Raw genomic sequence first — 20449 nt, 5'->3', positions numbered from 1 at the left:
GATTAAGCGGGGGTTTAGCCCGATTCCGCACGCTTCGCTTGCGGCTACACTGCCCACTCGAAGCCGTACGCAGAATACGCTCGACAAACACAAGGAGACACCGTGAAGCTTCTTCGCCCCCGTCGTTTTGCTGGCTCGCTGGCATTCAGGCTGGCTGCGCCATGCGCGGCGCTCGCCAGCCTTCTCGCCCCCACGCTCGTGCTCGCGCAGGTCAAGGTCGGACTCGTGCTCTCGCTCACCGGCCCGGCCGCTTCGCTCGGCATTCCCGAGCGCGACACGGTGGCCATGCTGCCCACCCAGATCGCGGGCCAGCAGATCCAGTACATCGTGCTCGACGACGCTTCCGACACCACCCAGGCCGTGCAGGACACGAGAAAGCTGATCGACGAACAGCACGTGGACGTCATCGTCGGTTCCTCGATCACGCCGAACACGCTCGCGATGCTCGACGTAGTCGCGCAAAGCGAGACGCCTGCGATTTCGCTGGCGTCGTCGGCGAAGATCATCGAGCCCGTCGACGACAAGCGCCACTGGATGTTCAAGACGCCGCAGACCGACGCGATGATGGCCGCCGCGATCGCCGAGCACGCGGCTGCGCACAACGTGAAGACCGTCGCCTACATCGGCCAGGCCGATGCGCTCGGCGAGGCCTTTTATGCGGAAGTCGCGAAAGCCACGCAGGCGCGCGGCATCAAGATCGTCGCGAGCGAGCGCTTCAATCGCACCGACCCGAGCGTGACGGGCCAGGCGCTGAAGATCGTCGCGGCGAAGCCCGACGCCGTCGTGGTGGGCGCGGCCGGCACGCCCGCCGCGCTTCCGCCCAAGGCGCTCAAGGAACGCGGCTACAAGGGGCTCATCTATCACAATCACGGCGTGGGCAATCGCGACTTCCTGCGCGTGTGCGGCGCCGACTGCAACGGCACGTTCCTGCCCGCGAGCCCGGTGCTGGTGGCTGCGCAACTGCCTGCGGGCGAGCCCGCGCGGCGTCTCGCGCTCGACTATATTTCGCGCTACGAATCACAACACGGCGCCGGGTCGGTGTCGGCGTTCGGCGCCTATGCGTGGGATGCGGGCCTGGTGCTCGGCAGCGCGATTCCGGTTGCGCTCAAGTCGGCTGAGCCGGGCACGAAGGCGTTTCGTCAGGCGCTGCGCGACGCTATCGAGTCGACGCGCGACCTGCATACCACCAACGGCGTCGTCAATATGAGCGCCACGGACCATCTGGGGCTCGACGCGCGGGCGCGCGTGATGGTCGAGATCCAGGACGGCAAATGGGTCTACCAGCCGCGTTGATGTCGCGTCGATATCGCATCCAATGATTCTGCAATCCGAAACAATCGAGGAACCGCCCATGAACGATCCTTTTTACGCCCACTATCACGCGCTGCGCGTGCGTCGGCACGAGCACGGCATTGTCGAAATCGTGATGAGCGGCGAAGGCGCGAACAAGAGCGGCCTCGCCACCGCCGACGCCAGCATGCATCGCGAGCTGGCCGAAATCTGGCGCGACGTCGACCGCGACCCCGACGCGCGTGTCGCCGTGATCCGCGGCGAGGGCAAGGGCTTTTCGGCGGGCGGCGACCTTGCGCTCGTCGAGGACATGGCCACGCATTTCGACGTGCGCGCGCGCGTCTGGCGCGAGGCGCGCGACCTCGTCTACAACGTGATCAATTGCAGCAAGCCCATCGTTTCGGCGATGCATGGTCCGGCGGTGGGCGCGGGGCTCGTCGCGGGCCTGCTCGCCGACATCTCCGTTGCGGCGAAGTCGGCGCGCATCATCGACGGGCACACGCGCCTTGGCGTGGCGGCGGGCGACCATGCGGCGATCGTCTGGCCGCTCCTGTGCGGCATGGCGAAGGCGAAGTACTACCTGCTGTTGTGCGAACCGGTGAGCGGCGAGGAGGCCGAGCGCATCGGCCTCGTCTCGCTCGCGGTGGACGAGAACGATCTGCTGCCCAAGGCGTTCGAGGTCGCGAAGCGCCTTGCGAACGGCTCGCAGACCGCGCTGCGCTGGACCAAGTACGCGCTCAACAACTGGCTGCGCCAGGCGGGGCCGAATTTCGACACGTCGCTGGCGCTCGAATTCATGGGCTTTGCCGGACCCGACGTGCACGAGGGCGTGAAATCGCTGCGCGAGCGGCGCGCACCGGAATTTCCGGGCGGCGATCCGTTCTAACGGGACCGCGGCCGCGCGGTATGATCGAAGCAGACTATCCGCGCTTTGCGCCGTGTGTGGCTAGACGCGCCGCGCACCGCAAGCCGCTGCCCACACTGGCCGGCCCGCAGGGCCGCCAACATCGCGAGGGAGACTCCGCATGACCGAATCCGCAGGCACCGTGCCGCCGTTCCCGGGCTTTCCCGGCTTTCCGCCCGCTGAAATGCTCGACCGCATGTGGGGGATGATGCGCCTCACGCCGTTCGGCAGCGCCTTTCCCGGCAGCGAGCCGGGCGCGGCGCAGGGGCTCGGGCCGTCGCTGTCGATGATGTCCGACATGATGACGCCGCTCACCAACATCGAGGAGCTCGACAAGCGCATCACCGACCTGCGCGCCGTCGAGCAGTGGCTCAACCTGAACCTGAGCATGCTGCAGTCCGCGATCCAGGCGCTCGAGGTGCAGCGCGCGACGCTGTCCACGCTGCGTGCGTTCGGTGCGTTTGCGCAGTCGCAGATGAGTTCGTCGAGCACCCAGAGTGCACCGGAACCCGAGCCGCGCGCTGCGCGCCCGCAGTCGGGCGCCGAATCCGCAGAGGCCGGGCAGGCGGCGGGCGCCGATGGGGCGGGCGCCGGTGCGTCGCCGCCGCCGGGCTTCGACGCCTCGTCGTGGTGGAACCTGTTGCAGTCGCAGTTCAATCAGCTTGCGCAGTTCGCGATGGCCCAGCCCGCGGCGGCGGCCGAGGCGGCGCAGGCTGCCGCCGAAGCGGCCGCGCCGCGCGCGAAGCCGGCGGCCAAACGCACAGGCAGTGGCAGCAGCAGTGGTGGCGGCAGCGCGGGCAAGACGGCTGCGCGAAGCGCGAAGCGCCCGCCGGCGCAACCCGAGTAAAACCGGGTCGCGACACGGTAAGGGCAGTCAACAGCCATTTCGTCCTGCGGGACGAAGCACACGGGGAGCGTCGGCGTCATGCGGCTTGCGCTCGTGATGATGGGCGGCGGCGCACGCGCGGCCTACCAGGCCGGCGCGCTGCGCGCGCTCGCGGAACTTGCCGCGCAGGCCGAGCCGTCGCGGCGCGCGATGCCGTTCACGGTGATCTGCGGCACCTCGGCGGGCGCGATCAACGCCACTTCCATCGCCAGCCACGCCGATCATTTCCTGCATGGCGCCCAGCGCCTTGTCGAGATCTGGTCCTCGCTGAACGCCGCCCAGGTGTATCGCGCCGACGTGCCCGGCGTCGCCGCGGCGGGGGCGCGCTGGCTTGCGGCGCTCATGTTCGGCTGGGCCACCTTCGGCCTCGCCGCGCGGCGCACGCCGCGCACGCTGTTCGACAACACACCGCTCGCGCATTTTCTGGCGGACACGCTCAACTTCCACCGCATCGAGCAGATGCTTGACGAGCGGCTCCTGCACGCGCTTTCCGTGACGGCGCTCAGCTACTCGTCGGGCCGGCATCTGACCTTCTATCAGGCGAGCGAGCCGATCAGCGCGTGGCGGCGCGCGCAGCGCACGGCGCGCATGGTCGCGCTCACGCCCGCGCATCTGCTGGCTTCGGCGGCGATTCCCTATGTGTTCCCCGCGGTGCGCCTCGAACTCGACGGCCATCACGAGTATTTCGGCGACGGCTCGATCCGCCAGATCGCGCCGCTTTCGCCGGCCATCCATTTCGGCGCACAACGCATCGTCGTGATCGGCGCGACTGCGAGCGCGCCCGAGGTGCCGGCCGCGCGCCCCGACATCGACGCCTATCCGACGCTCGCGCAGGTTGGCCAGCAGGTGCTCGCGAGCGTGTTTCTCGACGCGCTGAGCGCCGATATCGAGCGCATCGAGCACGTGAACCGCATGGTGCTGCACTTGCCGCACACGGTCGATCCGGAAAGCGGCTGGCGGCACATCGACGTGCTCGCAATCCGGCCGAGCGAGCGCATCGAACTGGTTGCCGCACGCCATTTGCACGAGTTGCCGCTCTCGGTGCGCATGCTGCTGGGCGCGGTGGGCGGCAATCGTGCGTCGGGCGCAGCATTTGCGAGCTATCTGCTGTTCGAAAGCGCTTTTACTCAGGAGCTGATCGAACTCGGTTATCGCGACACGCTCGCCCAGCGCGAGATCCTTTTGGCATGGCTCAAGCAGCCGTCGGACTTGCCCGCAGGCGTGGTGCATGGGCACCCGGAGGCGCGCCGGAACTGAAAGATCGGCGTGCTATCATCGTGTAAGGTTTTTCCGACCGTCGTGGGGCGTGCGTTTGGCGTAGCGATTGCGGCAATTTGCCGCATATTGCCGGGCCGCCCACGGGGAGGTATCCCGCGACAATTCCGGCAGCCGGGTTCAAGGCAGGGTGAATTACCCAGAATCCATCACGGCGCCATTCAATCCGGCATTACAGATTGCCACTCGACAGGAAGTAATCTGTTTAGCGGGGTGTAATTGCGTCCGGGCGGCCGGTAACCGCGTAAAATTAAATGTTTTCGCCTGTGGGCACGCGCGAGGAAGCCAACGCGACGCGCGCCGCGGGCGGCACGATAGAAGTCGTCATGCGCAGAACAGGGGCGGGACTATGAACACGATGCTTTATCCGGAACTTTACAAATCGCTCGAATCGGTCCGTTGGGACATGGAAAAGGACATTCCATGGGATAAGTTCGATGCGTCGCTCCTCACCGACGAGCAGGCTCAGACCATCAAGATGAACGCGATCACCGAATGGTCCGCGTTGCCGGCCACGGAGATGTTCCTGCGCGACAACCATCATGACAGTGACTTCTCCGCGTTCATGAGCGTGTGGTTCTTCGAGGAGCAGAAGCACTCGCTGGTGCTGATGGAGTACCTGCGCCGCTTCAAGCCGGAGCTCGTGCCCACCGAGGAGGAGCTGCACGCCGTGCGCTTCACGTTCGATCCGGCGCCGCCGCTCGAGACGCTCATGCTGCACTTCTGCGGCGAGATCCGCCTGAATCACTGGTACCGCCGTGCAGCCGAATGGCACACCGAGCCGGTCATCAAGGCGATCTACGAAACCATCTCGCGCGACGAGGCCCGCCACGGCGGCGCCTACCTGCGCTACATGAAGAAGGCGCTCAACAACTTCGGCGACGGCGCGCGCGCGGCGTTCGCGAAGATCGGCGTGCTGATGGCCTCGGCGCGCCGCACCGAAAAGCCGCTGCACCCCACCAACCTGCACGTGAACCAGGCGCTGTTCCCGCGCGACACCGTGCAGTCGCGCCTGCCCGATCCGGAATGGCTCGAGCGCTGGCTCGACGAGCAAATCCGCTTCGACGACGGCTGGGAAAAGAAGGTGGTCGAGCGCATCCTGCACAACCTGTCGATCCTGTTCGAGCGCACGTTCAGCACGGCGCAGGAACTCAACCGCTACCGCAAGGAAGTGGTGCAGCGCCTGCAGGGCGAACAGGGTGCGCAGCAGCCGGCCTGACAGCCTGACTGTCCGTGCACCGCTGAACACCGTTCGTCTCGCGCCCGCCGCGGCGCGGCGAACCCGACAGCCCGGAGCGCTCGCGCGTGACGGGCTGTTTTTTTTATCGGCGTGCTTTTTCTTCCTTCCGTTCTCAACCGCGATCCATTCGAATCCCATGCCCGCTTCCTTCGAACGCAAGATCACGACCCGCGAAGCGCTCGCGCAGCGGCGCGCCTCGCTGACCGGCCCGGTGGTGTTCACCAACGGCGTTTTCGACATCCTGCATCGCGGGCATGTCACCTATCTCGCCGATGCGAAGGCGCTGGGCGCGACGCTGATCGTCGGCGTGAACAGCGATGCCTCGGTGCGCATGCTCGGCAAGGGCGACGACCGCCCGATCAACAATGAGCATGATCGCATGGCGCTACTGGCGGCGCTGGAGAGCGTGGACTGGGTGGTGCAATTCGGCGAGCAAACGCCGATCGAGCTGATCGAGGCCGTACATCCCGACATTCTCGTCAAGGGCGGCGACTACGACATGGATGCGCTGCCCGAGTCGGCACTCGTGCGCGGCTGGGGCGGCCGCGCGCTCGCCATCGCCTTCGAGCACGACCGCTCGACCACCAAGCTGCTGCAGAAAGTGCGCGCGCAGCAGGGCTGAGCGGTTTGGTCGTCGGGCGCACGGCTGCATGCTCGCGCGCCCGACGAGGCCAGCCGGGCCGGATTACTGCGTCGAGAGTTCGGAGGCCTTGACGGCGGGATCGGCCATCGGGCCGCCCACCACGGGCACGTCCACCGACTCCGAGGCCTTGATCGGCCGAACCAGCAGGCCTTCCGGGTGGATCTGCCGGTTCAGTTGCTTGTTGCCGCTCGTGGTCGTCAGCGGGGCCGGGCCGAACAGGCCGCGGACCGCCCCGAAGGCGAGCAGGTTGGCGAGAATCAGAATGGCGATCAGCCAGCGCAGCATCGTGTGAGACTCCGTCGATATCGTTCGTGAAGTTCGCCGCCGCGCCGTGCGGCAGCATGCGCGCCCGGGCGCGCTCAGGATTGCATCGCGATCACTGCGAGGCCCGCGAGCACCAATGCATCGTGGCGAGTATGCGGCACCTTCAGCGCTGCTGTCACTTCGGCGGCCGCGCCGCCGCTCACGACCAGCCGGACCGGCATTTTCCACGCATCTTGCAAATCGGCCCAGGCGCGCTCGATCAGGCTCGCCTGGGCGAGCGCGCAACCGGCCGAGATCGAGCGTTTCGTGTCGGTCGCGAAGAGTGGGCCAAGTGTCGATGAAGCCGCCGCTGGCTCCGCGTTCATGCCCGCGCCGGAGCGAGGCTCGCCCTGCGCCGCGCCGATCAGACCGCGCGCGTTATGCGCGTCGAGCACCGGCAATTGCGCCGTGTGCTCGCCCAGCGAGCGCATCATGAGCGACCAGCCCGGCGCGATCAGGCCGCCCTCGAAGGTGCCGTCGGCGCGCAATGCCTCAAGTGTGGTTGCGGTGCCGAAGGTGGCGATGAGCAGCGGTTCGTCCGGAAACGCCGCGTGCGCGCCGATCATGCCGGCCCAGCGATCGCTGCCGAGTGCGTCGGGCGTCGTGTAGCTGTTCGTCACGCCGCATTGCTGCCGGGCCGAGCGGATCAGCGTGCGGGCGAGGCCTGGCCAGTGGGCGTCGAGTGCGGCGTCGATGCGCTGCGCCACCGCCGCGCCCGCGACGTTCGAGATCCACGCGCCGCCAGGTGCGGGCAGCGCCGACCAGTCGGCGAAGTCGCGCACGGCCGGGGTAACGGCTGGGGCAACAGTTGAGGCAGCCGCCGCGCCGGGCGATGAAATGTCCGGGGCCGCGTCGTGGCTCGACGCGCCCGCATGCAGGCGCGAGCCGTCGGCGGCCACCAGCGCCCATTTGATCCGGCTATTGCCTGCGTCGATCAGCAGATACGGGGACGGGCCGGCATGCGGGGCGCTGCGCGTACCGCTCATGCGCCGTTGCCCGCGAGCCGCAGGGAAATATCGCCGGTCGTGACGGCCTCGCGGCCGCGTGCAGTATCGACGAGCAACTGGCCGCTCTCATCCACGCCCACGGCCACGCCGCGCAAGATCTCGGCGCCTTGCTCGTAGAGCGCGACCTCGCGGCCCGCATAGGCGTGGCACGCGTTCCAGCGCGCCTGGAACGGCGCGAAGCCCGCCGTGCCGAAGCGTTGCAGCGCGCTTTCGAGCGCGTTGAGCTCGGCGGCGAGCACATCGGTGAGATTGGCGGCGGGCCACACGCGCGAGAGCGCGGTGGGCGCGGCGCCCGGCACCGGCGCGGCCTGCTGCGAGGCCGGGTCGGCGTTGAGCGCGTCGACCTTCGCCGCCAGCGCCTCCGGATGGCGCACGTTCGTGCCGATGCCAATCACCACCGCCGTCGCATCGGCCGTGCTCCACGCGGTTTCGACGAGGATGCCGACCAGCTTGTCGCCTTCGAGCAGCACGTCGTTGGGCCACTTGAGCGCGATCTGGCCGGGCGCGGCCACGGGCAGCGTGCGCAAGCCGTCCACGAGCGCCGAGCCGATCGCGAGGCTCAACCCCGCGAGGCCTTCGATCGGGCGCGGCAGCACGCAGCCGATCGAGAACAGCAGCGCGTCGCCGGGCTGGGCGACCCAGCTACGGCCACGCCGGCCGCGTCCCGCCGTTTGCAGATAGGCCACTCGCACGATCGGGCGCGCGAGCGCGTCGGCGCGATGCGGCAGCGCCTTCAGGCGCGTCGTCAGGTCGGCGTTGGTCGAGCCGGTTTCCTCGACGATCTCGATGGGCCAGTCGTTCGCGGCCGGGCCGAACAGCGTCACCGCGCGGTCCCGGTCGATGCGCCAGTCGTCGGCGCTCGGAGTATTGGTAGGGGTCATCATGGTCTCGTATTGTAGTGGCGGCCAACCGTGCCGCGTACGCGGATTTCATCCCGGGCTTTGCCTGTTATGCAGGCAATTCACAGGCTGCCCACAGCTGGCCCACAGGTTATCCACGGAATCATCCACAGGCGTCGGGATGGCGTGCGTCGATCGACATGCGCTCGGCCACGCTCGATATTCGGGCATTCCACAACGCGCCCACAGGCTGCTAACAGGCTGCCAACAGGTCATCCACAGCCTTGTCCACAGCGAGCCATGAGCGCAGTATGCGCTTCGCGCGGGCGCTCGGATCGGTGTGCGTCCCGACCGACGAAACGGGGCTCGTTCGCTACAATGGTTGATCACTTCTTCTTTTGCCCGAGCGTCCCGCCTTGACTCAAGAGATGCCGCCCGGCCTCGAAATCGCGGCCGGCACCCACGGAAAAATCGTGCGCCTGTCCGGTCAATGGACCGCGCTGGCGCTCGCGCGCGACCGCGACAATGGCGGCGCGGCGCGGCGTCTGGGCACGCTCGTTGACGAGCGCATCGGGCAATGGGATCTCTCCCGTATCGAGCGCATGGATCACGTGGGCGGCCAGGCGCTCTGGCGCGTCTGGGGCCACAAGCTGCCGGCCGATCTCGTCGCGCTGTCCGACACGCAGCGCGACATCTTCGAGCGCATTGCGCTGCTCGATTCGGTGCGCGAGCCCGCCGAGCGCGTGGTGCGCACCGGCCCCGTCACGCAACTCGGCCTTGCGATGTTTTCGTTCGGCGATCATCTGTACGGCGGCCTGGCCATGCTCGGCCGCGTGGTGCTCGATCTGCTCCTCATCCTGCGCAAGCCGAAGGTCACGCCCTGGATCGAGATTTCCGCGAACATCTATAACGCCGGCGCGCGTGCGTTACCGATCACGGCGCTCGTCGCATTTCTGATCGGCATCGTGCTCTCGTATCTGTCGGCGCAGCAGTTGCGGCTCTTCGGGGCGAACCAGTACATCGTGAATATTCTCGGCCTCGCGGTGATCCGCGAGCTCGGGCCGGTGCTCTCGGCCATTCTGGTCGCGGGGCGCTCGGGCTCGGCCATCACCGCGCAGATCGGCGTGATGCGCGTGACCGAGGAGCTCGACGCCATGCGCGTGATGGGCATCTCGCACGGCCTGCGCCTGATCCTGCCGCGCGTGATCGCGCTGGGCGTGGCCATGCCGCTGCTGGTGATGTGGACCGACATCATCGCGCTGCTCGGCGGCGCGCTCGCAGCCAAGGCGGTGCTCGCCATCGACATCTCGTACTTCGTGCGCTCGCTGCCGGGCGTGGTGCCGATCGCGAACCTGTGGATCGGGCTGGGCAAGGGCGTGGCGTTCGGCATGCTGGTGGCGATCGTGGGCTGCCACTTCGGCTTTCGCATCAAAGCGAACTCGCAGAGCCTCGGCGAAGGCACGACCACTTCGGTCGTGACTTCCATCACCATCGTGATCCTTGCCGACGCCGTGTTCGCGATTCTGTTCCAGAACGTGGGGCTGTCATGAGCGCGATCGGCACACCCGCAACACCCGGCGCCTCCCGTACGATGGGCGCGCCCGGCACGCTGACCACGACCGGCACGATGACCACGCCGCTCAAGGGCGCGGTCGAGGACTTGCCGTTGCCGGTCATCGGCGAGCCCATCATCGAGGTGCGCGATCTCACCAAGCGCTATGGGCGCAACATCGTCCATCAGCATCTGAACCTCGACATCCGCCGCGGCGAGATCGTCACGATCGTGGGCGGCTCGGGCTCGGGCAAGACCACGCTCGTGCGCCAGATCCTCGGCCTCGAGCGGCCCACCTCGGGCACCATCAAGATGTTCGGCGAAGACATCTCGACGATCGAGCCCGAGCGCGCGCGCCTCATGCGCACGCGCATCGGCATGCTGTTCCAGCACGGCGCGCTGTTCTCGTCGCTGTCGGTGTTCGACAACGTGGCGCAGCCGGTGCGCGAGCTCGGCAAGGTGCCGGCGGACCTGTTGCGCGACATCGTGATGCTCAAGCTCGAAATGGTCGGCTTGCCGTGCAAGCACGCTTCGAAGCCGCCGGCCGCGCTCTCGGGCGGCATGGTCAAGCGCGTGGGCCTCGCGCGCGCGATCGTGCTGGAGCCGGAACTGCTGTTTCTCGACGAGCCGACGGCGGGGCTCGACCCGCGTTCGTCGGACGAAGTGGTGGAGCTCATCAGCACGCTGCATCGCGCGCTCGGTCTCACGGTCGTGCTGATCACGCACGACCTCGACGCCATGGTCGCGCTGTCCACGCGCGTGGCCGTGATCGCCGAGCGCAAGGTGCTGGTGGCCGCGCCCGTGGAGGAGGCTGCGTGCGTGGACGACCCGTTCATCCGCGAATATTTTTTGGGCATGCGCGGCCGGCGCGCGCTGCAGGCGCTGCCGCCCGAGCGGCGCGCGAAGCTGCCGCCGGCGGCGCTCGCGTCGGCTTCGGTGGGCGCCAAGCCATGCTGAGGCGCATCACGCGAGGCTGCACGGGTGCGCGCGAGCGGCGCCGTGCTGCGTTCCTGGCGGCACGGATCGGCGCGCCGGCGGTGGCGCGGTTGAGGGCGGCAGTCGTCGCCAACAAGGGAATCTGACGATGGAAAACAAAGCGCATGCGTTCTGGGCGGGCGCCTTCACAATCGGTCTGCTGGTGGTGATTGCGTTCGCGGTCGTGTTCTTCAGCGCCGACCGTACGGTGCGCGTGCCCTACGACCTGATCTCGCGCAGCAACGTGACGGGGCTCTATCCCGATGCGGCCGTGCGCTACCGCGGGCTCGACGTCGGCAAGGTCCAGTCGATCAAATTCGATCCAAGCCATCCTGGGCAGATCCGCATCCGCGTGCTGGTCGACCAGAAGGCGCCGATGACGCGCTCCACCTTCGGCTCGCTCGCGCTGCAGGGCGTGACGGGCATCGCCTTCGTGCAGCTCGACGACAACGGCCTCGATCTGTCGCCGCTGGTTTCGTCGGAGAAGCACGTGGCCGAGATCCCGCTGCGCCCGGGCTTGCTCGACCAGTTGCAGCGGCGCGGCGACGCGCTGCTGCGCAAGCTCGACAGCATCGCCTCCGACGCCGACCAGATGCTGAGCGAGGAGAACCGCAAGCAGATCATGGCGGCGGTCAACAGCGTGCAGCAGGCCGCGGACAGTATGAACATCATTGCGCAGCAACTGGAGCCGGCCACCAAGCTCCTGCCGGGCACGGTCACGGACCTGCGCAAGACGCTGCAATCGACCAATCAGCTCGTTATCGGCCTGAACCGCCCGGACGGCCCGTTCCTGACCAACCTGAACAAGGCCGGCACGGCGGCGGCCCAGGCGGGGCAGGCGCTGAGCTCGATCGATGCGTCGATCCAGGAGCTCTCGGCGCGGGTGGGCTATGACACGCTGCCGCGCGTCGACTCGCTGACCGAGGACGTGCGCTCGGCGATGCGCTCGGTGGACCGGGCCGCAGGCACCTTCAGCACGAGCCCGAACAGCTTGCTGTTCGGCGGCGCGCCGCAGCCCGCGCCGGGGCCGGGCGAGCCGGGCTTTGCCTGGCCCGCCGGCGCGGGCGCGAAGTAATGGACGGGAAATAGCCGGCGCGAAGCCGCTTCGGGCAAAAACCGGCAAGAACCGCAGCAAGCCATTTCAGGAAGGAACCGCAATGTCACGCCAAGCCACTTCGTCACGCTCGTTTCCGAGGCTTTATCGCGCCGCGCTCGCGGCGCTCGCCATCGGCATGCTGGCGGCGTGCGCCGGCCGCTCCGTCACGCTTTCCGAGGTCCACTACGACCTCGGGCCGCAACAGGAGGCGGCGAGCCCATCGGCGGCGTCACTGTCTGCTCCGTCCGCTCCGACTGCGCCTTCGCCGGCCTCACTGCCGCCGCTGAAGGTGCTCGAAGTGAACGCGCCGCCGACGCTCGACCACGACGGCATCCTCTACCGCCTGAATGGCGACTCGCAGCGCACCGGCCGCTACGCGGACAGCCGCTGGACGATGTCGCCCGCGCGCCTGCTCACGCTGCGCCTGCGCAGCGCGCTCGGCTCGCGCGCCACCGTGCTCTCGGGCGCCGATGCCGTGCCGGCGCCCCTGCTGAAGGTCGAGCTCACCGAGTTCGAGCAGGTGTTCGACTCATCGACGCAAAGCGCCGGCGTGCTGGCCGCGCGCGCGACGCTCATGCGCGGCGGCAAGGTCATTGCGCAGCGCTCGTTCGTCGCGCGCGCACCCGCGAGCACGCCCGACGCCGCAGGCGGCGTGGCGGCGCTGCGCGCGGCGAGCGACGATTTTGCGGGCCAGGTCGGCGCGTGGGTGAGCGCCCAGGCGTTCGCCGGCACGCCTTGAGAAACGCGAGGTCCGGGCGCGCTGGCTGGCCGGACGCATCAGAAGAGGTGGTACTGGCGGTATGTCGTCACCCAAACCCGAAGCGCTGCCGCGCCAGGCTTCTACGCTCTCGCGTCAGGCGTTTGCGCTCTACACCGCACTGATCGTCTACGCCTCGTGGTATCCGTTCTCGGGCTGGCGCTCGCTCGGGCTCGGTCCCTTCGACTATCTCGGCGATCCCTTTCCGAAATACTGGACCGTCTTCGACGTCGTCACCAACGTGCTCGGCTACGTGCCGTTCGGCGCGCTGGCCGTGCTCGCCGCCTGGCCGCGCTGCCGCGGCTTGCTGGCGGTCGCGCTCGCCACGCTCGGCGGCGTGCTGCTGTCGGGCGTCATGGAGGCGGTGCAGACGTATCTGCCCACGCGCGTCGCCTCGAATCTCGACCTCGCCACCAACGTGCTCGGCGCGTTGCTCGGCGCGGCGATCGCCGCGCCGGCCACGGGCGCGCTGCTCGAACGCGGCTTCCTGCGACGGCTGCGCTTTCGCTGGTTCGAGCGCGACGCTGGCGCGCTGATGGTGCTGGCCGCGCTGTGGCCGTTCGCGACGATGTTTCCGGCGCCGCGTCTGTTCGGCATGGGCGACTGGCCGCGCGCGCTCTGGGAGCGCTTCGACGCTTCGATGCAAGGCGCGGTGCTCGCCTGGGTCCCCGCCGCGTGGCACCTGAGCGCGTGGCCCGATGCGCTGGTCGCGCGCCTGCCGGAATCGGAGTGGGAGACGCTTGTCACCGCGCTCAACCTGTTCGGCGCGGCGGCGTTCGCCTCGCTGCCGATGCGCGCTCGTGCACCGCGCGCGCGGCTCATCGTGCTGCTGATCGCGACCACGCTCGTCGTGAAAGCGGGCGCGACTTTCCTGCAGTCGCAAAGCGGCCTGCTGTTCGACTGGGCCACGCCCGGCGCGCTCGCGGGTCTCGGCTGGGGCACGCTCGCGGCCTTTCTCGCGCTGTACCTGCCGCGCACGGCGCGCGCCGCCGCCGCGACGGCGGCGCTGGCCGTCTCGCTCGTGCTCGTGAACCTGCTGCCGGTGAGTCCCTATTTCGACGTGCTGCTCGCCGACTGGCGTCAGGGCCGCTATCTGCACTTCAACGGGCTGGCGCGCTGGCTCGCGTGGATGTGGCCCTGGGCGGCGCTCGGCTGGACGGCGTTCTCGCTGGAACGCGCGTGGCTTGCGCGGCGCGCACGGAATCGGGTGCGCTCCAGCCGCTGAGTGTGGCCATCGAGGCGCGGCCTCTCGTCCCGCACGCACGCGGATGGCGCGAGAAGCGTTCGCGCCGCGCTCGCTATAATCGATCGCATTCTGCCAACCGCACTGCACCAGCCGCGCGCGAACGTGATTCAACCATGAGCCGAACGACACGCGCGCCGCGCCCGACACTTCACCGGTATCCCTCGCCATGACCGATTCGTTTTATCAACACCACGTCTTTTTCTGCCTGAACCAGCGCGACCCGGGCGCCGATCGTCCGAGCTGCGCGAACTGTAACGCGCAGGCGATGCAGGAATACGCGAAAAAGCGCGTGAAGGAGCTGGGCCTCGCAGGTCCGGGCAAGGTGCGCATCAACAAGGCCGGCTGCCTCGACCGCTGCGAGGAGGGCCCCACTGTCGTCGTGTATCCCGAAGGCACCTGGTACACCTATGTCGACGAGAGCGACATCGAGGAAATCGTCGTCTCGCATCTGCAGAACGGCCAGGTGGTCGAGCGCCTGAAGATCGACCGCTAAGAACATCACGCAAGATCCGCAACGATGAACGCACAAACCGAAAAATTCCATATCGACGGCCCCGTCGGCCAGATCGAATGCGCGCTCGACAGGCCCGACGCGAACACGCCCGTGCGCGGCATCGCGCTTGTCGCGCATCCGCATCCGCTGTTTGGCGGCACCATGGACAACAAGGTCGCGCAGACCCTCGCGCGCACGCTCGTGCAGCTCGGCTACGTGACTTACCGGTCGAACTTTCGCGGCGTCGGCACCACGGCCGGCACGCATGACAACGGCATCGGCGAACAGGACGACCTGCTCGAACTCATCGGCTACATGCGCGCGCAGCCGGGCCAGGCCGACATGCCGCTCGTGCTCGCGGGCTTCTCTTTCGGCACCTTCGTGCTTTCGCACGTGGCGAAGCGCTATCAGGAAGCCGGCGGCCAGATCGAGCGCATGGTGTTCGTGGGCACCGCGGCCAGCCGCTGGGAAGTCGCGCCGGTGCGCGAGGACACGCTGCTGATTCACGGCGAGCTCGACGAAACCGTGCCGATTCTCTCCGTGTACGAATGGGCGCGCCCGCAGGAGCTGCCGATTGTCGTGATTCCAGGGGCAGAACACTTTCTGCATCGCAAGCTGCACATCCTCAAGCGCATCATCGTCGACGCCTGGCGTTGATGTGATAGATGAAGTACGAAATGCGCGACAGGTACGCGCAAACGTGTGCCCAGTTGGAAAAACGCCATCACGTGGCGCGTATAATGGGCCGTCTTTTTTGCGCACCGCCGCGCCCGTTTTCCTGTAGTCCGGCGTGTGAGAGCGAGGCGCCGCAGTTAGCTCCCCACTTTGGCTCCTGACTTCGGCCTCCCATCTGCGCGCCCCGTGGCGCGCAACGTTCATCCCGACCCCAATCCGTTCGACCTGAACCTTATGCGTTTTCTCTCCTCCGGCCAGCAATCCTTCTTCGTCTCTTCCTCCACTGTCCGCAACGTCACGCTCGGCGCCATGCTGCCCGCCGCGCTCCTCGCGAGCGCGAGCGCGTTCGCGCAGGTGCCGCCGCCCGCGGTGAACGCGCGCTCGTGGGTGCTCATGGACGCTACCGCGAACCAGGTGCTCGCCTCGGGCAACGCCGACGAGCGCGTCGAGCCGGCCTCGCTCACGAAGCTGATGACCGCCTACCTCGTGTTCGAGGCGCTGCAGGCCAAGAAGATCACGATGGAGCAGATCGTCACGCCGAGCGAAGCCGTGCGCCGCGTGCGCACCGACGAATCGCGCATGTTCATCGAGGCGAACAAGCCGGTGTCGGTGCATGACCTCGTGTACGGCATGATCGTGCAGTCGGGCAACGATGCGGCGATCGCACTCGCGGAGCTCGTGGGCGGCAGCGAGGCGAACTTCGTCAACATGATGAACGCCGAGGCGCAGAAGCTCGGCATGGCGCACACGCATTTCGCCGACGTGAACGGCATGCCCGACCCGAATCACTACACGACGGCCGGCGACCTTGCCACGCTCTCCGCGCGCATGATCCGCGACTATCCCGAGTACTACAGCATCTTCTCGGTGAAGGAGTTCACGTACAACAAGATCAAGCAGCCGAACCGCAACCGCCTGCTGTGGATCGACCCGACCGTCGACGGCCTGAAGACCGGCCACACCAAGGCGGCGGGCTACTGCCTGATCGCGTCGGCCAAGCGTCCGCTCGCGGGCGGCGGCGACCGCCGTCTCGTCTCGGTGATGATGGGCGAGCAAAAGGAGCACGACCGGGTTCAGGACAGCATGAAGATGCTGAACTACGGCTATAGCGCCTACGACAGCACGCGCATCTATGCGGCGAACCAGGCCGTGGCCACGCCGCGCGTCTACAAGGGTGCGACGGATTCCGTGAAGGTGGGCGTGAAGAAGGATCAGTTCGTGACGCTGCCCAAGGGCGCCGCCGACAAGGCCAAGCCGCAGGTCGAGATCACGACCCCGCTGATCGCGCCGCTCGCGGACGGGCAGCAGGTGGGCACGGCGAAGTTCGTCGGCGCCGACGGCAAGGTCCTCGCGCAATTCCCGCTGGTCGCTCTCCAGGCGGTGCCGCAAGCCGGCATTGCGGGCCGCGTGTGGGATTCGCTCATGCTCATGTTCAACAAGAAGAAGTAAATAGTAAATGGACGCATCGACAACGGCCGCGCATGAAGCCGAGCCGCTCGTCTGGCTCGACTGTGGGCGCGGCGGCGAGCTCACGCCGCTTTCCGAAGCGCGCGTGCCGGTGCTCGACCGCGGCTTCATCTTCGGCGACGGCATCTACGAAGTAGTGCCGGCCTACGCGCTGGATACGCACGAAGCCGGGGGCGGCGCGGCCAAGCTGCGCGTGCCGTTTCGCATCGCGCAGCATCTCGCGCGGCTTGCGCGCTCACTGGACAAGGTGGGCATTGCGAATCCGAACGACCAGGCCGGCTGGCGTGCGCTCATCGCGCGCGTGATCGAGGCGAACGAGGTCGCGGGCGCACTCGAGCGCGATGCGCACGCGAACGTCTACCTGCAGGTGACGCGCGGCGTGGCGAAGCGCGGCCACGCGTTCCCGGCGGGCGCGAAGCCCACCGTGCTCGTGATGGTCAGCCCGCTCGTGCTGCCCAGCGCCGCGCAGCGCGCGAGCGGCGTGGCCTGCGTCACGGCCGAGGACCGCCGCTGGCTCAATTGCGACATCAAGTCGACCTCGCTGCTCGGCAATGTGCTGATGGCGCAGAACGCGGTGGAGCACGGCGTGTTCGAGACGATCCAGCTGCGCGACGGCTGGCTGACCGAAGGGTCTTCGTCGAACGTGTGGATCGTGAAGGACGGCGCGCTTTACGCGCCGCCGCGCAGCAACAAGATTCTCGAAGGCATCCGCTACGGGCTCGTCGAGGAACTGGCGCAGGAGTGCGGGATTCGCTTCGAGGCGCGCGAGATCGACGAAGCGGCGCTGCGGGCCGCAGACGAAATGCTCGTGACTTCGGCGACCAAGGAAATCCTGCCGGTGGTCGCGCTCGATGGTCAGGCGGTGGGCAATGGCAAGCCGGGGCCGGTCTTCGCGGCGCTTTACGGGGGTTATCAACGCGCGAAAGCGCGCGAGGCGCACGCGATGCTCGCGGCGCGCGAAGCTCATGCGGCAGCTGGCAAGTAAGCCCGCGCCGCACGATGAGACGCTAAGGGAAGTGGAAATATGACTGCATCTGTACTGAACGGCGGCGCTCAGGCGCCGGCCAAAGAATCCCTGATCGAATTCCCCTGCGATTTCCCCATCAAGGTGATGGGCAAGACGCATCCGGAGTTTCAGGACACGATCGTCGCCGTGCTGCGCGAATTCGACAGCAGCTTCGACGCCGCGACCATCGAATCGCGGCCGTCGAGCGGCGGCAACTACACGGGCCTCACGGTGACCGTGCGCACGACGAGCCAGGCGCATCTCGACGATATCTATCGCGCGCTCACCGGGCATCCGATGGTGAAGATCGTGCTGTAAAACCTCGCGGCGTTGCGCTGGCGAGGGTATGTTGCAAGGGCTGCTTTCGGGCGGCCTTTGTTGCGTTTACGGATTCAAAGCGCGGATTCAAAGCGCGGATTCAAAGCGCGGATTCAAAGCGCGGATTCAAAGCGCATCGTCCTCGCGTGCGCGCAGGGCCGCGGCGGCGGCCGTCATCAGCGGGCCCGCTTCGCAGGCGTTCTCATAGAGCCGCCGGAAGCGCGCGACTTCGTCGAACACCCAGTCGCGAAACGCCTGCACGCGCTCGGTCTGCATGCGCTGCTGCGTGCAGATGAAGTAGTAGCGCCACGGGCTTGGTCCGTCGATGTCCTTGAAAAGCCGCACGAGCCGCCCGCGCGTGATCTCGTGCATCGCGAGCGAGCGCCGCACGAGCGCGATGCCCTGGCCGTCCATGGCGGCCTGCAGCAGGTTCGACGAGTCCTGGTAGAGCACGCCGCGCTTGGGCTCGGGTATGTCGTGCATGCCGGCCGCGTCGAACCAGGGGCGCCAGAGTTCGTCGTCGGAGCGCAGAAGGGGCAGCTTCGCCAGCTCGCGCGGGTCCTCGGGCAGCTTGCCGCCGTTGAAGTCCGGCGAGCACGCGGGAAAGAAGATCTCGTCGAGCAGGAGTTCGGCGTGCAGCCCGGGATAGTGGCCGTAGCCGAAGCGCACGGCCACGTCGACATCGTCGCGCGCGAAATCGACGAGCGAGTTCGTCGATTGCAGCTCGACGTCCCATTGCGGATGGGCCTCGATAAAGCGGCCAATGCGCGGCGTGACCCAGCGGGCGGCGAACGACGAGAGCATCGACACCACGAGGCGCCGGTCGCGGTCGCCCGCCCGGATCTCCTGGGTGGCGAGCGCCAGTTGGGCGAGCGCGTCGCGCACCTGGCCCGCGTAGCGGCGGCCCGTGTCGGTGAGGCGCACGCGCTTGCCGTCGCGGGCGAACAGCGCGATGCCGAGCTCGCCCTCGAGCGCGCGGATCTGGTGGCTGACCGCGCCGTGCGTGACGAATAACTCGTCGGCGGCGCGCGAAAAGCTTTCGTGGCGGGCGGCGGCCTCAAACGCCTTGAGGGCGTTGAGCGCTGGAAGCTGGCGCAGGTCCATCGCAATTTTTCTCACATAGCCGTGAAAATTGATCGTTTTGCCCGATCCCTTGCTGCGCCTACGATTGTAGCCATGGATGCGGCACCTTCGGAGGCGAAAATGAGAGAAATTTCTTCGGATATCACGTTTGAAGTGGCGGCGGATCAAGTGGCTTCGGTGCGGGTGGCGCACAGCACGCGGCTGACCGTGCGCTGCGGCGCGGTCTGGGTCACGCGCAGCGACGACACCGCCGACTACTGGCTCGAACCCGGCCACACGCTGCGGCTGCGGCGCGGCGAGCGGCTGTGGATCGGCGCGGAGCAGGGCGGGGCGGCTTGGGTCGCGTTCGCGACGCCGGCGCGTGTGAGCGAGCGCGTGCTCGACTGGGCCGCGCGTCTCGCGGCGCGTTGGGGCATCCACGCCGGCGACGGATGGCGCACGGTTTGAGGTGCCCGACGAGAGGTGCCCGGCCGAGGGAGCTCGGCGCGCTTGTCCCGAATTAGGTAAACTTCGGGGATCATGTGCGCCACCCCGGTTTCAGCCTCCCCAACTTCACCCTCATCCGTGTCTGCCTCGACGGGCGAGCGCTTCGCGCCGCTCATCTTGCGCTGGCGCGGCAACGAGGCCTACCAGACGAGCTTCGACGCCATGCGCGAATTCACCGCGCAGCGCGACGCAGAAACGCCCGATGAAATCTGGCTCGTCGAACATCCACCCGTCTTCACGCTCGGCCAGGCCGGCAAGCCCGAGCACCTGCTGATTGCCAATAGCGGCATTCCGCTCGTGCAGATCGACCGCGGCGGCCAGATCACCTATCACGGGCCGGGCCAGGTCGTGGCGTATCTGCTGCTCGACCTGCGGCGGCGCAAGCTGATGGTGCGCGAGCTCGTCACGCTCATCGAGCAGGCCGTGATCGAAACGCTGGCGGCGTATAATCTCGCGGGCGAACGCAAGGCCGGCGCGCCCGGGATCTATGTGCCAGAAGGCGCACCCGGACCCAGCGCGGCCCATGTGGGCGCCAAGGTCGGAGCACTCGGCCTGAAGATTAGCCACGGCTGCAGCTATCACGGCGTGAGCCTGAACGTCTCGATGGACTTGAGCCCGTTCCTCGCGATCAACCCGTGCGGGTATGCAGGCCTCGAAACCGTCGACATGGCCACGCTGGGCGCGCAAGCGTCCTGGCAAGACGTGGCCGCCACACTGGCGGCCCGGCTCGAGGCGAATCTCGCCGCACATTGGGATTCGACCCTTTCATCAGCGCTTTCGGTGGCCGAAGCCGCTGCCTCAGACCCTTCAGCCGCACCCGCGGCCGGGGTGAACCCGGCCACATCGGCCACCATGGGCGGACAACCGCCGCAACCGCAGGCCGGCGTTGCACCGGCGGCCTGACTGGA

The 20449-nt window shown here is 67.7% G+C and carries 22 protein-coding genes; 18 read left to right on the top strand and 4 right to left on the bottom strand.

Annotated features, from left to right (window positions below; all coding sequences use genetic code 11):
• Positions 1 to 102 precede the first annotated feature (102 nt).
• The 6 genes from PWP93_RS11650 to rfaE2 all read left to right on the top strand — a co-directional run bounded on the left by PWP93_RS11650 (position 103) and on the right by rfaE2 (position 6217).
• Positions 103 to 1293 (top strand): ABC transporter substrate-binding protein, encoded by a 1191-nt coding sequence (locus tag PWP93_RS11650; RefSeq protein ID WP_421044578.1) that lies wholly within the window; start codon positions 103 to 105, stop codon positions 1291 to 1293.
• A gap of 58 nt (positions 1294 to 1351) precedes the next feature.
• Positions 1352 to 2176: an enoyl-CoA hydratase/isomerase family protein gene (locus tag PWP93_RS11645; RefSeq protein ID WP_421022843.1), complete on the top strand. Its 825-nt coding sequence runs from the start codon at positions 1352 to 1354 to the stop codon at positions 2174 to 2176.
• A 139-nt stretch (positions 2177 to 2315) separates the two neighbouring features.
• Positions 2316 to 3041: a PhaM family polyhydroxyalkanoate granule multifunctional regulatory protein gene (locus tag PWP93_RS11640; protein ID WP_421044577.1), complete on the top strand. Its 726-nt coding sequence runs from the start codon at positions 2316 to 2318 to the stop codon at positions 3039 to 3041.
• A gap of 78 nt (positions 3042 to 3119) precedes the next feature.
• A complete protein-coding gene (locus PWP93_RS11635; protein WP_421022845.1) occupies positions 3120 to 4337 on the top strand; it encodes a patatin-like phospholipase family protein in 1218 nt (405 codons plus the stop codon).
• A gap of 376 nt (positions 4338 to 4713) precedes the next feature.
• Entirely contained in the window at positions 4714 to 5574 is an 861-nt protein-coding gene (locus PWP93_RS11630; RefSeq protein ID WP_421025146.1) for a ferritin-like domain-containing protein, read from the top strand.
• 157 nt (positions 5575 to 5731) lie between these two features.
• Positions 5732 to 6217 (top strand): D-glycero-beta-D-manno-heptose 1-phosphate adenylyltransferase, encoded by a 486-nt coding sequence (gene rfaE2, locus PWP93_RS11625; RefSeq protein ID WP_421022846.1) that lies wholly within the window; start codon positions 5732 to 5734, stop codon positions 6215 to 6217.
• 63 nt (positions 6218 to 6280) lie between these two features.
• Here rfaE2 and PWP93_RS11620 read toward each other — a convergent pair whose 3' ends face one another.
• From PWP93_RS11620 to PWP93_RS11610, 3 genes are all read right to left on the bottom strand, one after another.
• Complete coding sequence (locus PWP93_RS11620) at positions 6281 to 6523, bottom strand: hypothetical protein (RefSeq protein ID WP_421044576.1); 243 nt, start codon at positions 6521 to 6523, stop codon at positions 6281 to 6283.
• 74 nt (positions 6524 to 6597) lie between these two features.
• Entirely contained in the window at positions 6598 to 7527 is a 930-nt protein-coding gene (locus tag PWP93_RS11615; protein ID WP_421044575.1) for a type III pantothenate kinase, read from the bottom strand.
• Positions 7524 to 8432, bottom strand: a complete 909-nt coding sequence (locus tag PWP93_RS11610) for a biotin--[acetyl-CoA-carboxylase] ligase (RefSeq protein WP_421044574.1) — start codon at positions 8430 to 8432, stop codon at positions 7524 to 7526. The genes PWP93_RS11615 and PWP93_RS11610 overlap by 4 nt, the downstream gene beginning before the upstream one ends.
• A gap of 383 nt (positions 8433 to 8815) precedes the next feature.
• On the opposite strand from PWP93_RS11610, the gene PWP93_RS11605 reads away from it, so the two are divergent.
• The 10 genes from PWP93_RS11605 (at position 8816) to PWP93_RS11560 (ending at position 17972) form a co-directional block, all read left to right on the top strand.
• Positions 8816 to 9937, top strand: coding sequence for an MlaE family ABC transporter permease (locus PWP93_RS11605; RefSeq protein ID WP_421045072.1), 1122 nt, complete (start codon positions 8816 to 8818; stop codon positions 9935 to 9937).
• Between the two features lie 77 nt (positions 9938 to 10014).
• The gene (locus tag PWP93_RS11600; protein ID WP_421045071.1) at positions 10015 to 10896 is read left to right on the top strand and encodes an ABC transporter ATP-binding protein; all 882 of its coding nucleotides are present in this window, start codon (positions 10015 to 10017) and stop codon (positions 10894 to 10896) included.
• 127 nt (positions 10897 to 11023) lie between these two features.
• Complete coding sequence (locus PWP93_RS11595) at positions 11024 to 11989, top strand: MlaD family protein (RefSeq protein ID WP_421044573.1); 966 nt, start codon at positions 11024 to 11026, stop codon at positions 11987 to 11989.
• Positions 11990 to 12071: 82 nt separating this feature from the next.
• Positions 12072 to 12749, top strand: a complete 678-nt coding sequence (locus PWP93_RS11590; RefSeq protein ID WP_421044572.1) for an ABC-type transport auxiliary lipoprotein family protein — start codon at positions 12072 to 12074, stop codon at positions 12747 to 12749.
• 61 nt (positions 12750 to 12810) lie between these two features.
• Positions 12811 to 13992 (top strand): VanZ family protein, encoded by a 1182-nt coding sequence (locus PWP93_RS11585; protein ID WP_421044571.1) that lies wholly within the window; start codon positions 12811 to 12813, stop codon positions 13990 to 13992.
• 187 nt (positions 13993 to 14179) lie between these two features.
• Positions 14180 to 14506 (top strand): (2Fe-2S) ferredoxin domain-containing protein, encoded by a 327-nt coding sequence (locus tag PWP93_RS11580; RefSeq protein WP_035524047.1) that lies wholly within the window; start codon positions 14180 to 14182, stop codon positions 14504 to 14506.
• 24 nt (positions 14507 to 14530) lie between these two features.
• On the top strand, positions 14531 to 15163 hold the full coding sequence (locus tag PWP93_RS11575) for an alpha/beta hydrolase (protein ID WP_421022853.1): 633 nt from the start codon (positions 14531 to 14533) through the stop codon (positions 15161 to 15163).
• A 252-nt stretch (positions 15164 to 15415) separates the two neighbouring features.
• A complete protein-coding gene (locus tag PWP93_RS11570) occupies positions 15416 to 16630 on the top strand; it encodes a D-alanyl-D-alanine carboxypeptidase family protein (RefSeq protein WP_421025149.1) in 1215 nt (404 codons plus the stop codon).
• A 7-nt stretch (positions 16631 to 16637) separates the two neighbouring features.
• Positions 16638 to 17633, top strand: coding sequence for a D-amino acid aminotransferase (locus PWP93_RS11565; protein WP_421044570.1), 996 nt, complete (start codon positions 16638 to 16640; stop codon positions 17631 to 17633).
• Positions 17634 to 17672: 39 nt separating this feature from the next.
• A complete protein-coding gene (locus PWP93_RS11560; RefSeq protein ID WP_421022855.1) occupies positions 17673 to 17972 on the top strand; it encodes a DUF493 family protein in 300 nt (99 codons plus the stop codon).
• A gap of 126 nt (positions 17973 to 18098) precedes the next feature.
• On the opposite strand, the gene PWP93_RS11555 is transcribed toward PWP93_RS11560, so the two are convergent.
• Entirely contained in the window at positions 18099 to 19076 is a 978-nt protein-coding gene (locus PWP93_RS11555; RefSeq protein ID WP_421044569.1) for a transcriptional regulator GcvA, read from the bottom strand.
• Between the two features lie 99 nt (positions 19077 to 19175).
• Between PWP93_RS11555 and PWP93_RS11550 the strand changes: the two genes are divergently transcribed.
• Positions 19176 to 19502: a DUF2917 domain-containing protein gene (locus tag PWP93_RS11550; RefSeq protein WP_421022857.1), complete on the top strand. Its 327-nt coding sequence runs from the start codon at positions 19176 to 19178 to the stop codon at positions 19500 to 19502.
• 72 nt (positions 19503 to 19574) lie between these two features.
• On the top strand, positions 19575 to 20444 hold the full coding sequence (gene lipB / locus PWP93_RS11545) for a lipoyl(octanoyl) transferase LipB (protein WP_421044568.1): 870 nt from the start codon (positions 19575 to 19577) through the stop codon (positions 20442 to 20444).
• The last annotated feature ends 5 nt before the right edge of the window (positions 20445 to 20449 follow it).

This window comes from Paraburkholderia sp. A1RI-2L, from assembly GCF_048957375.1.
Classification (GTDB): Bacteria; Pseudomonadota; Gammaproteobacteria; order Burkholderiales; family Burkholderiaceae; genus Paraburkholderia.
The sequence above is the reverse complement of the archived record's forward strand: the minus strand, read 5'-3'. Positions and strand labels throughout refer to the sequence as shown.

Coding starts and splice junctions, on each gene's coding strand:
- PWP93_RS11645 (WP_421022843.1), top strand. CDS start 1,352: ATGAACGATCCTTTTTACGCCCACTATCACGCGCTGCGCGTGCGTCGG.
- PWP93_RS11640 (WP_421044577.1), top strand. CDS start 2,316: ATGACCGAATCCGCAGGCACCGTGCCGCCGTTCCCGGGCTTTCCCGGC.
- PWP93_RS11635 (WP_421022845.1), top strand. CDS start 3,120: ATGCGGCTTGCGCTCGTGATGATGGGCGGCGGCGCACGCGCGGCCTAC.
- PWP93_RS11630 (WP_421025146.1), top strand. CDS start 4,714: ATGCTTTATCCGGAACTTTACAAATCGCTCGAATCGGTCCGTTGGGAC.
- rfaE2 (WP_421022846.1), top strand. CDS start 5,732: ATGCCCGCTTCCTTCGAACGCAAGATCACGACCCGCGAAGCGCTCGCG.
- PWP93_RS11620 (WP_421044576.1), bottom strand. CDS start 6,523: ATGCTGCGCTGGCTGATCGCCATTCTGATTCTCGCCAACCTGCTCGCC.
- PWP93_RS11615 (WP_421044575.1), bottom strand. CDS start 7,527: ATGAGCGGTACGCGCAGCGCCCCGCATGCCGGCCCGTCCCCGTATCTG.
- PWP93_RS11610 (WP_421044574.1), bottom strand. CDS start 8,432: ATGATGACCCCTACCAATACTCCGAGCGCCGACGACTGGCGCATCGAC.
- PWP93_RS11605 (WP_421045072.1), top strand. CDS start 8,816: ATGCCGCCCGGCCTCGAAATCGCGGCCGGCACCCACGGAAAAATCGTG.
- PWP93_RS11600 (WP_421045071.1), top strand. CDS start 10,015: ATGACCACGCCGCTCAAGGGCGCGGTCGAGGACTTGCCGTTGCCGGTC.
- PWP93_RS11595 (WP_421044573.1), top strand. CDS start 11,024: ATGGAAAACAAAGCGCATGCGTTCTGGGCGGGCGCCTTCACAATCGGT.
- PWP93_RS11590 (WP_421044572.1), top strand. CDS start 12,072: ATGTCACGCCAAGCCACTTCGTCACGCTCGTTTCCGAGGCTTTATCGC.
- PWP93_RS11585 (WP_421044571.1), top strand. CDS start 12,811: ATGTCGTCACCCAAACCCGAAGCGCTGCCGCGCCAGGCTTCTACGCTC.
- PWP93_RS11580 (WP_035524047.1), top strand. CDS start 14,180: ATGACCGATTCGTTTTATCAACACCACGTCTTTTTCTGCCTGAACCAG.
- PWP93_RS11575 (WP_421022853.1), top strand. CDS start 14,531: ATGAACGCACAAACCGAAAAATTCCATATCGACGGCCCCGTCGGCCAG.
- PWP93_RS11570 (WP_421025149.1), top strand. CDS start 15,416: ATGCGTTTTCTCTCCTCCGGCCAGCAATCCTTCTTCGTCTCTTCCTCC.
- PWP93_RS11565 (WP_421044570.1), top strand. CDS start 16,638: ATGGACGCATCGACAACGGCCGCGCATGAAGCCGAGCCGCTCGTCTGG.
- PWP93_RS11560 (WP_421022855.1), top strand. CDS start 17,673: ATGACTGCATCTGTACTGAACGGCGGCGCTCAGGCGCCGGCCAAAGAA.
- PWP93_RS11555 (WP_421044569.1), bottom strand. CDS start 19,076: ATGGACCTGCGCCAGCTTCCAGCGCTCAACGCCCTCAAGGCGTTTGAG.
- PWP93_RS11550 (WP_421022857.1), top strand. CDS start 19,176: ATGAGAGAAATTTCTTCGGATATCACGTTTGAAGTGGCGGCGGATCAA.
- lipB (WP_421044568.1), top strand. CDS start 19,575: ATGTGCGCCACCCCGGTTTCAGCCTCCCCAACTTCACCCTCATCCGTG.